Below are 12,810 nucleotides of genomic sequence, written 5' to 3'. Positions count from 1 at the left end.
GGGGAAATTGGAAAATCAAGATGCGTCTAACTCACACCTGCTCATGAACGAACAGCGTTTACAAGCTTATAATCAGCTAATTCAAACCCTGCTAAGTTGTCCTAGCGGGGAAGAACCAGAGATATTAGCAGCAAATACAGAATTGCTAGATGCTAACTTTGTGCAGGTTGTAGCAGCAGTAGCAGAGCATTTTGCACAGCAGGGAGAGGAAAATACTGCCGAGTGGTTGAGAAACTTAGCAACATATCTCACTACCCCAGAAACTACCCCCATCACTCAAGAAGATATAGACACTTACTGGCGATTTATACAAGAAATACTGCAAGCAACAGCAGAAAGCAACGGCGATGCTGAAGTAATTTACCCATTACTGGCAGCAAATACCGATAAACTTAATGATATTTTTGCTGAATTATTGCGTCGTTGGGCAACAAATAGCCTAACAGAAGTGGAACCAGATGCAGCATACATCGCCGCAATTATAGTTATATTAAGTAGTTCGATTAGCGATTTTACTTTGGGTAGCAAAGCCAGCAACATGGAAATTGCGATCGCTGGCTATGAAATTGCCCTAACTGTTTACACCCGCAGCGCCTTTCCTGAAAAGTGGGCAATGACGCAAAATAATCTGGGGAATGCTTACGTTAACAGAATATTCGGAGAACGAGCCAATAATATTGAATTAGCGATCGCTGCTTATACTGCCGCACTCGAAGTTTATACCCGCAACGCCTTTCCCCAACAATGGGCAATAACGCAAAATAATTTGGGGAATGCTTACCCTGACAGAATAATTGGACAACGTGCCGAGAATCTGGAGTTGGCGAGCGCTGCTTTTAGTGCCGCACTAGAAGTCAGAACTTGCAATGCCTTTCCCCAACAATGGGCAATGACGCAAAATAATCTGGGGAATGCTTACCGTAACAGAATAATTGGACAACGTGCCGAGAATCTGGAGTTGGCGATCGCTGCTTTTTCTGCTGCACTCGAAGTTTTCACCCGCAGCGCTTTTCCTGAAAAATGGGCAGGTACGCAAAATAATCTAGGGCTTGCTTACGGTGACAGAATATTAGGAACAAAAGCCGAGAATCTTGAATTAGCGATCGCTGCTTACTCTGCGGCATTGGAAGTTAGAACCCGCAGCGCTTTTCCTGTAGATTGGGCAGTTACGCAAAATAATCTGGGGGTTGCTTACAGTGACAGAATATTAGGAGAACGAGCCGAGAATATTGAACTAGCGATCGCTGCTTATACTGCTGCACTCGAAATATACACCCGCAGCGCCTTTCCCCAAAACCAAGCAGAAACTTTGTTAAATCTCGGCATTTTATATAAACAAGAAAAGCAATTTAATTTAGCTTACAATACGTTTGTCTCTGCAATTGCAACAATCGAAGCTTTGCGGGGAGAGATTGTTTCTGGCGAAGAAGCCAAACGCAAACAAGCAGAAGAATGGAATCAGCTTTATAGACGCATGGTGGAAGTTTGCCTAGAATTGGGCAACATTATCGCAGCTATTGAATACGTTGAACGCAGCAAAACCCGTAACTTAGTTGAACTTATCCTCAACCGTGATAGCAAAACTATTTTCCCTCCAGAAGTTGTCACTCAACTAGAAAAACTTCGAGACGAAATAGCCAGTAGTCAGTATCAACTCCAAAATGGCAAAGCCGAAAATCCAACAGACTTAGCCCAACATCTCCAGCAATTGCGACAGCAACGCCAAGTATTACAAGACAGCTATCTACCTGTTGGTTCTGGCTTTCAATTTAACCAGTTCCAAAAAACTTTAGAGAAACGCACTGCGATTATAGAATGGTACATCCCTACAGATAGAATTCTCACTTTTGTTATCAAACCTAACGGGCAAGAATTAACATTTTGGGAATCACAACCAGAAGACTTTAATGCCTTAATTGATTGGAGTAATAAATATCTAAGTGACTACTATAACCAGCAAGATTGCATAGAGAGCCTCATCTAACCCTGCAAACTTATCACGATATTCGGCGATTTCTTCTGAAGTAAGGATAATAGAGTTAGTAGTCATGTTTTTTTAAATGATACTCACGGTTTTTCTAAATTACCATAATGTATGTAGGAGTGCAACCTTAGCAATTTTCCTATTAGATTGGCTGCTTACCAAACATCCTCTAAAGTAGATTCTTAATTATTTCCCAATTGGTATAATTGTGTGTATATTTCATTGCTCGGAGAAACTATGCAAATAAAAGACATGACGACAGAACAGTTACAAAACTTGATCCGTAACACAGTAGATGAAATTCTAGATGAATACTTCGGTGATCCTGATCAGGGAAACAAAGTTAAAGAGTTGTTCAAGCAAAGTTTATTAGAAATACGGCAAAAACGGCTAGAAGGAAGACCTACTATTCCAGCATCAGAGGTGTACAAAAGGTATGGGATAGAGCATTAAATGAGTTATTCTGTGAGTTTTGAACCAGAGTCTATAACTGATTTAGATAATCTGGCTCAGGTGGTGCGACTACGGATTCTTAATAAGATTGAATGGTTAAGTATCAATTTTGAGCAGATCACTTTTTTGCCTCTGACGGGAGAATGGTCGGGGTTTTATAAGTTAAGAGTAGGAGATTATCGAGTCATCTATGAATTTGATATAGAGAGTCAGTTAATCATCATTACTAAAGTTGGTCATCGTAGTGAAATTTATTAGGGTGGATGAGCATAATTATTTGGACGGCTGTAGGCTCAATTCGCGGCATAGTCGAAATAGAACAAGCCGAACGCGTAGGTGTAGCCCGTCTTAGACATCGCTCCCTAGAACACACAATCCAAATATTAGGTATAGGCTTTGGCGGTGGTGCGATTATCTCTGGTGTAATCGTCCAACACATCGACAAAATCAAGATATCTCTGATATCTCCCAAGAACCCACCCCATGCCTTTTACACATCTTTATTGTTGAGTTTCTTCGCTACATTATTTTTTATTAGCATAGGTTTGCTGATAACTAAGCGCCAATATTATCCTAGAGATAAGAAGTAAGTAGAGAAATGATAGAACTCTTGTAAAGACGGGATTATAGCAGTTTGTATTTGATTGAGTCTAATACAGCTGCAAGGGAAGGGGAGTAAGCCTCAAAGCCTCTCTCCTTTTAGGAGAGAGGTTTGGAGTGAGGTCAAAGTACTAAAAACCTCGATCGCTTAAGGCAACTTAACCGTTTTGATACGCAGACGAATATATTCTCTGCGTATTTTTTATGAACAAATATTCATCCCAATGTATATTTCCGCATTATTTTGGGAATCCTATATTGAGGAAGCATTAAAAACCGCAAGGTATGACTTCCTGAAATATCACGTAACTTTTAGAGGATAATTATGTCTAAACGCAAGTTGCCCAAAGGCCGTAGCGCTAGTTCAGTTGCTCTAGAACCAGAAGTTGCGATCGCAGTTATAGGACTCTTTTCCGCAGCTGCTGATGGTGATGGTATAACCATAGAAGAACAATACGGTTTGAGTGAAATGCTGGGTGCGGTTTCCCAATTTGAAGATTTCTCTGATGAAGACTATGAAGAGTTGACCCAAAAAGTCCTCAGCTTACTAGAAGAAGAAGAAGCTGAAGTTTTAATGAAGCAAGCGATCGAATCCTTACCGAATAAAAGTTATCGCGAAGCTGCATACACCACCGCTATCTTAGTGGTAGGGATTGATGAGGAAGTACCGGAAGCAGAACAGGATTATATCTCTGAGCTTCAGGAAGCCTTGAAAATTTCAGACAAGCGAGCACAAGAACTCATAGACGAAGTATTCGGGGCAGAAGAGGAAGAAGAGGAAGAGGAAGAAGAGGAAGAAGAGGAAGAGGAAGACGGGGAAGATGAGGAAGAGGAAGAAGAGGAGGTAGAACAAAAAGGAAAAACAAAAGCAAAGCGTTAATTTCCTCCTGTCGAACTGACGTTAAAAAAATGCCACACCAAGGTATTATCATCAAGTAGTTTTACGCACTATGTGATGAGCAGGAAAATTTCTCTTAGCTTGATGCTGGTGTTTCTGGGTACTCAAATTGGTGTTACCCAGCCAGCAGCTAAAGCACAAACCCCAGTTGCACCAACAACTACCACAAAATCAATTTGCTCTACCCAACTGGGAACAGCTGTAGATGCTGTAATCAATCGTCCCTTATTTAGTCGGGGGCGCTGGGGAATTTTGGTACAACCCTTGTTAAGGGGGCAAACTCTTTACAGTCGGGATGCTCAGAAATATTTTACTCCTGCGTCTAACCTCAAGTTGCTGACAACAGCAGCTGCATTGCAGCAGTTGGGTGCTAATTTTCGGATTCGCACCTCAATTTATCAGAATGGCAATGGTGTTTTACGTGTTGTTGGTAGGGGAGATCCCAGTTTAAGTGATACTCAACTGCAAACATTAGCACAGCAGCTAAAACAGAAAGGTATTACTCAAATTCAGCGCTTGATAGCTGATGATAGTTATATTCAAGGGGATATTGTTAACCCAACCTGGCAATTGGAAGATGTGCAGTCAGACTATGGCGCACCAGTCAGCAGCTTTATTCTAAATCAAAATATTTTTAGCTTAAAACTTGTACCGCAGGCTGTAGGTAAATCTTTACAAGTGGTGTGGATTGATGCTGGCGAGGCGAAACAGTGGCGGATAATTAATCAGTCTGTAACCGTTGCCCAAAATCAACCAACCTACGTTAACGTTACCCGCGAATTATCAGGAACAGTATTACGAATTCAAGGACAACTGACAACGAATTCTGAACCGTCTTTAATAGATTTACCTGTAGTTGACCCTGATTATTACTTCTTACGACGCTTCCGTACTGCTTTGGCAACAGAAAAAATTAGCTTGGGACAAACATTAGTAATAAGTGGTGGTGTTAATCAACAGGAAATAGCATTTGTAGAGTCGCCACCTTTATCTGAATTATTAATGGAAACTCTTCAGAATAGTAATAATCTTTATGCTGAAGCACTTCTGAGAGCATTAGCTGTGAAAAAAACCAGAGTGAAAAATCAGACTAGCGCTGATGTCGGTTTGGAAGTTGTGAAAGCGAGTTTAACTCAATTGGGAGTTGATCCAGCAAATTATATTTTAGTGGATGGTTCGGGTTTATCACGTCGTGACTTAGTGACACCAGAAGCTTTTGTACAAACTTTGCGAGGAATAGCAAGAACACCAACAGCATATATATATCGCGCATCTTTACCTGTGGCTGGTAAAAGTGGAACCTTGAAAGGTCGCTTTCAAGATACACCTGCTGAGGGCATTGTCCAAGCAAAAACAGGTACGTTAACTGGTGTAGTTTCTCTATCTGGATATCTAAATGCGCCTAAATATGAGCCGTTGGTTTTTAGTATTATCGTGAATCAATCGGAACAACCTGCAATAGTTGTGCGCCAGGCAATTGATGAAATTGTTGTGTTGTTAACACAGTTGCAGCGTTGTTAATATTATTGCCATAAAATTAAACAACAGGTTTAGTAATTTTGAGTCCCATGATTACTAAGTCCCGTTCAACGCTGTCAATTTCACCAACTTTAGGTAAATGTCCCCAGTGTTGAAAACCAAATGTTTCAAAAAGTTTTAAACTGGGTTGATTGTGGGCAAAAATAAAGCATAGTAGAGTCTTTAAACCCAAACTAGGACTTTCACTAATTGCTTGTGCTAATAGTTGTCGTCCCAAACCACATCGATGGAAGCCAGGGGCTATGTAAATACTAATTTCGGCAGTCTTACTATAGGCGGGCCGCCCATAAAAGGATTGGAAACTCAGCCATCCAGCAATTACTCCCTCTACTTCGATTACCCAAAGTGGGCGTTGTGAAGGCGATCGCGCCTTAAACCAAGGAAGACGACTTTCCACAGATACTGCCTCTAAATCAGCAGTTGCTATGCGGCTAGGAATTGCAGCATTATAAATTGCCACAATTGCAGGCAAGTCAGTTTCAGTGGCATGGCGAATAGTCATTGCTAGCGTCTCGGAGAAAATCTTCAGAAAATATTCAAAAATAATATAGCGTTACGGATAAGTATGGGGTTCTCTTCCCCCTCTTTTTCATTTTATATCCAATTTTCGTTTATTGCGTTTGTGTAATACAATCAAAATAAAATACCAAGCTAACCCTCTTGATGAATACCTTCCTATCTAACCAAATGCCTACTGATTCCAGTATTATTACAGAAGCTGAAGCTGAAGCCATTAAGCAACTTGAACAAATACTCAATCAGGAAAATAGTCAACTGAAATTAGTCGCAGCAAACGGCGAAGAAATGACTATTCCTGATTCTGTATTTCGTGTATTACGCCAAGTAGTGCAGGCAATGGCATCAGGTAAAAATGTATCCATAGTTACACATAATCCCGAACTGACAACACAACAAGCGGCTGATTTGTTGAATGTATCACGTCCCTATCTGATTAAATTATTAGAGCAGGGTGAGCTTCCTTACATTATGGTAGGAACTCATAGACGCGTGAAATTTGAGGATTTAATCAAATATAAACAGCAAAGGGATACTAAACGTAGACAATTGTTACAGGAACTAATAGAAATGAGTCAAGAAGCTGGACTTTATGATTATGAAGAATAATTAAAATACTCAAATTATTATGCCTAATGTAATCTTAGATGCTTGTGTTTTGTTTCCAATGTACCTACGAGACAGCTTACTTTCTACAGTTGAGGCTGGTTTGTATGTACATTATTGGTCACAAAAAATCTTAGATGAAGCAATAGGAAATCTGATCAATAAAGGATACATGTCAAATGAGGGAGCGAGAAATTTAGAAACGGTCATGAAAGCAGCTTTTCCCGAAGCGATGATTGAAGTACCTATACAGCTGGAAGAATTAATGACAAATCATCCTAAAGATCGTCATGTTATTGCTGCTGCTGTAGTTGCTAAAGCGGAGATTATTGTTACCAGAAATATTAAAGACTTTCAGGATCAAGATTTAAACTATTGGAATGTAAGAGCACAGTCACCAGATGATTTCCTTTGTGATCTATTTGAACAATATCCTAAAACAATGGTTCAGATATTGCTGAAACAATCTCAAAACTATAAAAGAAATCCTCGGACTGTTGTCGAATTACTAGATAAGCTGAGTAACCAGATACCAAAATTTTCTGAAAAAATCCGCACTTTCATAACCTAACCTGAACCACTAAATGTTACATCTAATAACATCGATCGGGGAAAACCAACGTGAAAGCACAGGTATTTAGAGGCGTTAATCAACTGTCTTACGAAGATATCCCAGTTCCAATCCTAGAACCAGATGAAGTGCTGGTACAGGTGCAGGTTGTGGGGTTGTGTCAGTCAGATATTAAAAAAATTCGTTATCCACTGTATGAACCGCCGCGCATTTTTGGACATGAAACTGCCGGCACGATCGCAGCATTAGGCAATGATGTTAAAGGTTGGCAAGTTGGACAACGAGTAGCGGTGATGCACCACATCCCCTGTATGCGTTGCGCCTACTGCCTAAATGATAATTTCTCCATGTGCGATGTCTACAAAAACATCTCCACAACCGCAGGTTTTAACGCCAGTGGCGGCGGTTTTGCTGATTATGTCAAGGTTCCGGGACATATTGTGGAAAATGGTGGGCTAATTCCCATCCCTGATAATATCAGTTTTGAAGAAGCGAGTTTTGTAGAACCAACTAACTGCTGCTTGAAAGCTGTGAAAAAAGCTCAAATTGCTCCAGGACAAACTGTGTTAGTTACTGGTGCTGGGCCAATTGGGTTAATGTTCATTATGTTGGTGAAGTATTTTGGAGCAAAAGCGATCGCTACCGATTTACTACCCTCTAGAATTGAAAAAGCCTTGAGTGTCGGTGCAGAGGCGGCTTTTGATGCTCGTGATCCCGATTTACTAGCAAAAATTCATGCCCTAACTGGTGGATTGGGTGTTGATGTTACCCTGCTGGCTGTTCCTAGTGAGAAAGCTTTCTTTCAAGCACTTGATAGTACTCGCAAAGGTGGCAAAATCTTGTTTTTCGCGGAATTCCCCGATGAGTTGGAAATTCCCATTAATCCCAATATCCTCTACCGTCGAGAAATTGACTTGATAGGCAGTTATAGCTCATCTTATCGGCTTCAGAATCTATCAGCTGATATTGTATTTAATCAGAGGATAGACGTGAAAGCGTTAATTAGCGATCGCTATCCATTAAAAGATTTATCAGCAGCTGTCGAAGTTGCGATCGCACCCACACCGGATACTTATAAAATCTTAATTTATCCATAAAGGGAGATGAGGGGGATGAGGAAGCAATTTTTCTCCCCCTACTCCCTCATCTCTCTCATCTTCCTGCTAGCCCAAACAAAATGCTTATTACCCTAGTTGCAGTCGCTCTACTAGCTTTCTACGTCGCCTGGAATCTCGGAGCAAACGATGTTGCTAACGCAATGGGAACCTCTGTAGGTTCCAAAGCTGTTACCCTCAAACAGGCACTAATTATTGCTGGGGTATTAGAGTTTACGGGTGCTGTATTGTTTGGACATGAGGTAACGGAAACTTTAGCGACGAAAATTGCTAATCCGGCTTTATTCGCAGCTACACCCCAAATATTCGTTGTTGGGATGGTAACAGTACTAATTTCTTGTGGTGTGTGGTTGCAAATTGCCACATCACGCGGTTTACCAGTCTCATCTTCTCATGCGGTTGTTGGTGCGATCGCTGGATTTAGTTGGGTAGCTTTGGGAGTAGATGCAATTGATTGGTCATCAATTAAATTAATCACCATTGGCTGGATTTTAACGCCGTTAATTAGTGGTGCGATCGCTGCTTTATTCTACAGTCAAATCAAGCACTGGATTTTGGATCAACCAAATCAAGTAGTGCAGTTACAAGAATGGATTCCCTGGTTGAGTACTCTACTGCTAGGTGTATTTGGCGTGATTGTATTACCATCACTGACTCAACCGCTAACCAATTTTGTAATTGAGCTTGGTTTCAACATCCCTGCTTACGACATTCCACTGTTAATCGGTGCAGTAGCAGCAGTTGGACTCACAATAATTAGTTGGCGACAGTTAGGACAGAGGCGAGATGAGGGAGAACTACTTCTCAATCCCCATTACCCCTTATCCCCAGAGGGGGCCCCACCTTCCCCACTCCCCACTCCCCACTCCCCATTCCCTAATCCCGTAGAAAGATTATTCGGTCGATTCCAACTACTAAGTGCTTGCTTTGTCGCCTTTGCTCATGGTTCTAATGATGTGGGAAATGCGATCGCTCCTTTAGCTGCGATCGTTTACATCAATCGCACTGGTAGCGTACCTACAGATGGGATCACTATCCCCATTTGGATTTTAATCCTTGGTGGTGCTGGTATTGTTGGTGGTTTAGCTGTCTGGGGTAAAAAAGTTATCGCCACTATTGGCGAAAATATTATTGCCTTGCAACCTAGCAGTGGATTTTGTGCCGAACTTGCTACGGCTACCACCATCCTCATCGCTTCCCGGCTAGGTTTACCAGTCTCCACCTCCCACGCTCTCGTCGGCGGTGTAGTTGGTATTGGACTAGTGCAAAACATCAACTCGATCAAGTTCAAAACACTAAAAGGCATTGCCGCCGCATGGCTAATTACAATCCCCGTGAGTGCTGTCCTTAGCGCTGCCCTCTTTAGCATCGCCCGGATTTTATTCTTCTAAGAATTATTAATATTTTCCTAAGTTTTTCCTGTAGTGCATCTACTCAAAAGTAAAACCTAGACTGCAACAACGCCAAAAAAGCGTGTTTTTGCAGAATTGCTGCTGATTCATTAGAATGTGTGCAGGGGATAGCGTAACTTGGAATTTCCACAGAAAGATACTTTAATCTCTATTTAGATATATAAACTGTCACGCAAGTTACATTTGGCAGGAATTTACAGCTAGTTTCGCAAGTCAGACAATTTTGTGGCGATGTCTGGGGACAAATCGCAACTCTTCTCTACGAGAGGCTGCGCCAAGGAGACGCTTTGCGAATGCGCCTACACCCAGCATCTGCAAATCTTTAAATAATTACTATTGTCAGGAAAACAATAAATATTTATTTGGAGTGAGATTTTATGAAAAATAAAAATCTTATTGGCAAATAGTTAATCTAAATTAAACTGTCCAAATACTTGTCAATGCTGAAGAGAACACGCTCTTTTGAGCGGTGGAGCAAATTTGATGCTTTACCAACCTGTGTCTAGTATGACAGAATTACGTTGAAATGCGGAAGTGCTGTTAAAATTTTTAATTTATCTGACAAAATACAGGAAATTAGGATGAGCGCCAATAAAGTGTATCGGAAGCAGCTTTATCGTCAACGTGTTAGAGGTTAGAAGCTAATGGGGCGATTCGAGAAGCAACCAGAAAACCCGCGAGTCAGGGGCGAGCTATCCAGAGCAGCAGAAAATGCTCTTTGGGCTGTAGTTGAAGACTTAGAAAATCTTCAGCAGAATGTCCTCAGAGGGTTGCAGGAAGACGTAAAACGCCTTCAGTCAGAAAAAAATCGGTTATCTGATGACATTCAAAGCTTGGTAGAGGAAAAAGAGCATTTACAACAAGTGCGCCAAATCACTGAGCAGCAAGTGTTAATTCGTCAACTGGCAGAAGTTCTGGCAAAGCATATATCTTCACAACTGCAATCCTCTCTGGCAACTTTAGCTAACCAAACCATAGAGGGCGAATCCTACGAACAAGCTGCGCTGAAGTCTGCTGAAGTCAGCAGCAATGTAGTAGGTGAAATCAATGAAAAAGTCGAACACATGTTTGACAGCCTGGATGACACCGTTACTGTTACCTTTAACTCGCTGCAACAGGAACTGAAGAATTATCAAAGTAATCTTTCCCAACAGTTGTCACGGATGTACAGCCAGCAGCAACAAGGGGAAACGATTTTGGCGGAGTTTGTTAATCGCCTGCATGGAGAACTAGAAAAAACTATAGAAGCAGCTTCACGCAAACCAGCAACAGCAAGTACACCTACTGTTTTGCAGTTTACGGAGCCAGAAAAAAACAGTTCTTTTGAGACATCACCGCCACAGTCTGGGGAAGTAGTAAGAAATTCTTCTGAGCCAATTTCCCCGATCGCTAATAAATTTTCACCAAGGGAAACGACATCACAGCCGCCGGTTGTTAAAGAAAACGCCGCGAACCTAATTTCTGTCCCTAGCAAAGACTTGTCCCAAAGGGAAACAAGATCACAGCCGCCGGTTGTTAGAGAAAACGGCGCGAACCCAATTTCTGTCCCCAGCAAGGACTTGTCGCAAAGGGAAACGACATCACAGCCGCCGATTGTTAGAGAAAACGCCGCGAACCCAATTTCTGTCCCCAGCAAGGACTTGTCGCAAAGGGAAACAAGATCACAGCCGCCGCCTGCTGTAGTTCCGCCACCAAAGGACAATGCCACCGAACCAATTTCTGTCCTCAATAAGGACTTAGCGGAAAACGAAACGACATCAGAGCCTCCGCCTGCATCTGTCCCACAGCCGGGAGCAATGCCACCTTCTTTAAAGAGAAACGCTGCTGAATCAATTTCTCTCCTCCGCAGGAACGTATCGCAGAGCAAAGCTAAATCCTCATCGACCCCTCCGCTAGAGCCGCAGCCGGAAGCAAAATCCCCACAATCGCGATCGCGTAATTCATCTGGCTTATCGCCGAGCCAAATCGGTTTATTGTTGATTGTCTTAGCGGCAGTCGTATCGTCGCTTTACAACGTAGCCATCAAGATAATTTTCCACGAAGGTTCCCAGATTTTTGGAGTATTAGAAGTAGAGCGCTTGCTGCCGCCGACTTTGGGCAATACTCTATTAATTTTGACTCTCCGGTTTATGGTAGTAGTACCACTGATGGTACTGTTGTCTCCTATACTGCATCCAGCTTTGTGGCAAGACTTAGAAAACTTGACTAATTCAGTCCGAGGAAATCCCACACCTGCGAATGCAGCTAGCAAGCAGATTTTGCTGTTGTCGATTGTGAGTGGGGGCTTTTTGTTTTTGTCTCAGGTGCTCATATACATTGCGATCGCTCAAGTCACAACTGGAATGGCGATCGCACTGTTCTTTGTCTATCCGATGGTTACTGGTCTATTATCGTGGTTTCTGTTTCGGGATCGCCCTACGATATTCCGCATCAGTGCGATCGCCGCTATTTGCTGTGGTGAATTGTTAGTTTTAGGGGGTTCTGGCAGCATCGGTATGGGTAATACTTCAATGGGAAGCAGTACCGCCATTCTTTCGGGTGTGGCTTTTGCTGCCTACATAATTCTGACACGGGTTTGTGCTAGCAAACTGCATCCCGTGACTTTTACTTTAATTAACTTCGCTACCATGTTGGTGTTGAGTTTTATCTGTTTGATGCTACCTTTACCAAGCAGCTGGAACTTGGCAGTTGACCCCTCTAAAATGCTGGAACTGGTTTTAAGCGCATTTATTTTGGGTGTGCTGACTCTTGCCGGATATTTGCTCAACAATGTTGGTATTAGTAAACTAGGTGCCTCACGATCGGCGCTGATCGGTGGTACTATCCCAGTTTTAACCGTGATTTTCGCTGGGTTTATCATTCAAGAAAACTTGGCTATTGTGCAAATTCTGGGAGTGTTGTTAGTAACCTTTGGTGCGGCTGCTTTCAGCTTTGAAACAATGCGAAATCAGGTTAAACCCTCTAATCCCACCAATTAAATGGCGAGTTCAACCAGTTTAGGTGTGATGGGAGCCACTTTACCTCCCATCACTCTGGGGATCAATCCTGACGCCCACTTGTAGCTTCTCCAAACTAATGCGATCGCAGGTATTCCATATATTTAGATACTAAATTTC

The 12,810-nt window shown here is 42.1% G+C and carries 12 protein-coding genes; 11 read left to right on the top strand and 1 reads right to left on the bottom strand.

Translation table 11 applies throughout. The annotated features are described in order from the left end of the window. Positions 1 to 43 precede the first annotated feature (43 nt). The 6 genes from HWQ23_RS19750 to dacB all read left to right on the top strand — a co-directional run bounded on the left by HWQ23_RS19750 (position 44) and on the right by dacB (position 5,456). Positions 44 to 1,984, top strand: a complete 1,941-nt coding sequence (locus tag HWQ23_RS19750) for a tetratricopeptide repeat protein (protein WP_292831562.1) — start codon at positions 44 to 46, stop codon at positions 1,982 to 1,984. A 237-nt stretch (positions 1,985 to 2,221) separates the two neighbouring features. Beyond that, positions 2,222 to 2,437, top strand: a complete 216-nt coding sequence (locus HWQ23_RS19745; RefSeq protein WP_292831559.1) for a hypothetical protein — start codon at positions 2,222 to 2,224, stop codon at positions 2,435 to 2,437. Next, the gene (locus HWQ23_RS19740; RefSeq protein ID WP_292831556.1) at positions 2,438 to 2,695 is read left to right on the top strand and encodes a type II toxin-antitoxin system RelE family toxin; all 258 of its coding nucleotides are present in this window, start codon (positions 2,438 to 2,440) and stop codon (positions 2,693 to 2,695) included. It abuts the gene before it with no gap. Positions 2,696 to 2,700: 5 nt separating this feature from the next. Next, on the top strand, positions 2,701 to 3,027 hold the full coding sequence (locus HWQ23_RS19735) for a hypothetical protein (protein ID WP_292831553.1): 327 nt from the start codon (positions 2,701 to 2,703) through the stop codon (positions 3,025 to 3,027). 335 nt (positions 3,028 to 3,362) lie between these two features. After that, positions 3,363 to 3,917, top strand: a complete 555-nt coding sequence (locus HWQ23_RS19730; RefSeq protein ID WP_292831550.1) for a tellurite resistance TerB family protein — start codon at positions 3,363 to 3,365, stop codon at positions 3,915 to 3,917. A gap of 75 nt (positions 3,918 to 3,992) precedes the next feature. Next, positions 3,993 to 5,456 (top strand): D-alanyl-D-alanine carboxypeptidase/D-alanyl-D-alanine endopeptidase, encoded by a 1,464-nt coding sequence (gene dacB, locus HWQ23_RS19725; RefSeq protein WP_292831547.1) that lies wholly within the window; start codon positions 3,993 to 3,995, stop codon positions 5,454 to 5,456. A gap of 16 nt (positions 5,457 to 5,472) precedes the next feature. Here dacB and HWQ23_RS19720 read toward each other — a convergent pair whose 3' ends face one another. Beyond that, the gene (locus HWQ23_RS19720; RefSeq protein WP_292831544.1) at positions 5,473 to 5,976 is read right to left on the bottom strand and encodes a GNAT family N-acetyltransferase; all 504 of its coding nucleotides are present in this window, start codon (positions 5,974 to 5,976) and stop codon (positions 5,473 to 5,475) included. 185 nt (positions 5,977 to 6,161) lie between these two features. Here HWQ23_RS19720 and HWQ23_RS19715 point away from each other — a divergent pair, with 185 nt between their 5' ends. From HWQ23_RS19715 to HWQ23_RS19695, 5 genes are all read left to right on the top strand, one after another. Beyond that, the gene (locus HWQ23_RS19715; RefSeq protein ID WP_292831541.1) at positions 6,162 to 6,599 is read left to right on the top strand and encodes a helix-turn-helix domain-containing protein; all 438 of its coding nucleotides are present in this window, start codon (positions 6,162 to 6,164) and stop codon (positions 6,597 to 6,599) included. 19 nt (positions 6,600 to 6,618) lie between these two features. Continuing rightward, positions 6,619 to 7,167: a VapC50 family PIN domain-containing toxin gene (locus tag HWQ23_RS19710; protein WP_292831538.1), complete on the top strand. Its 549-nt coding sequence runs from the start codon at positions 6,619 to 6,621 to the stop codon at positions 7,165 to 7,167. A gap of 50 nt (positions 7,168 to 7,217) precedes the next feature. Beyond that, the gene (locus HWQ23_RS19705) at positions 7,218 to 8,264 is read left to right on the top strand and encodes a zinc-dependent dehydrogenase (protein ID WP_292831535.1); all 1,047 of its coding nucleotides are present in this window, start codon (positions 7,218 to 7,220) and stop codon (positions 8,262 to 8,264) included. 80 nt (positions 8,265 to 8,344) lie between these two features. After that, positions 8,345 to 9,673, top strand: coding sequence for an inorganic phosphate transporter (locus tag HWQ23_RS19700; protein WP_292831532.1), 1,329 nt, complete (start codon positions 8,345 to 8,347; stop codon positions 9,671 to 9,673). A gap of 665 nt (positions 9,674 to 10,338) precedes the next feature. Further along, on the top strand, positions 10,339 to 12,672 hold the full coding sequence (locus HWQ23_RS19695; RefSeq protein WP_292831529.1) for an EamA family transporter: 2,334 nt from the start codon (positions 10,339 to 10,341) through the stop codon (positions 12,670 to 12,672). The last annotated feature ends 138 nt before the right edge of the window (positions 12,673 to 12,810 follow it).

Origin of the sequence: Nostoc sp. JL33 (genome assembly GCF_017114985.1) — a bacterium.
Taxonomy (GTDB): domain Bacteria; phylum Cyanobacteriota; class Cyanobacteriia; order Cyanobacteriales; family Nostocaceae; genus Nostoc.
This window is presented reverse-complemented; position numbering and strand designations above follow the sequence as displayed.

Excerpts from the sequence above, each read along its gene's own strand:
- HWQ23_RS19710 (WP_292831538.1), top strand. The coding sequence starts at position 6,619 with ATGCCTAATGTAATCTTAGATGCTTGTGTTTTGTTTCCAATGTACCTA.
- HWQ23_RS19720 (WP_292831544.1), bottom strand. The coding sequence starts at position 5,976 with ATGACTATTCGCCATGCCACTGAAACTGACTTGCCTGCAATTGTGGCA.
- HWQ23_RS19735 (WP_292831553.1), top strand. The coding sequence starts at position 2,701 with ATGAGCATAATTATTTGGACGGCTGTAGGCTCAATTCGCGGCATAGTC.
- HWQ23_RS19695 (WP_292831529.1), top strand. The coding sequence starts at position 10,339 with ATGGGGCGATTCGAGAAGCAACCAGAAAACCCGCGAGTCAGGGGCGAG.
- HWQ23_RS19745 (WP_292831559.1), top strand. The coding sequence starts at position 2,222 with ATGCAAATAAAAGACATGACGACAGAACAGTTACAAAACTTGATCCGT.
- HWQ23_RS19740 (WP_292831556.1), top strand. The coding sequence starts at position 2,438 with ATGAGTTATTCTGTGAGTTTTGAACCAGAGTCTATAACTGATTTAGAT.
- HWQ23_RS19730 (WP_292831550.1), top strand. The coding sequence starts at position 3,363 with ATGTCTAAACGCAAGTTGCCCAAAGGCCGTAGCGCTAGTTCAGTTGCT.
- HWQ23_RS19750 (WP_292831562.1), top strand. The coding sequence starts at position 44 with ATGAACGAACAGCGTTTACAAGCTTATAATCAGCTAATTCAAACCCTG.
- HWQ23_RS19715 (WP_292831541.1), top strand. The coding sequence starts at position 6,162 with ATGCCTACTGATTCCAGTATTATTACAGAAGCTGAAGCTGAAGCCATT.
- HWQ23_RS19700 (WP_292831532.1), top strand. The coding sequence starts at position 8,345 with ATGCTTATTACCCTAGTTGCAGTCGCTCTACTAGCTTTCTACGTCGCC.
- dacB (WP_292831547.1), top strand. The coding sequence starts at position 3,993 with ATGAGCAGGAAAATTTCTCTTAGCTTGATGCTGGTGTTTCTGGGTACT.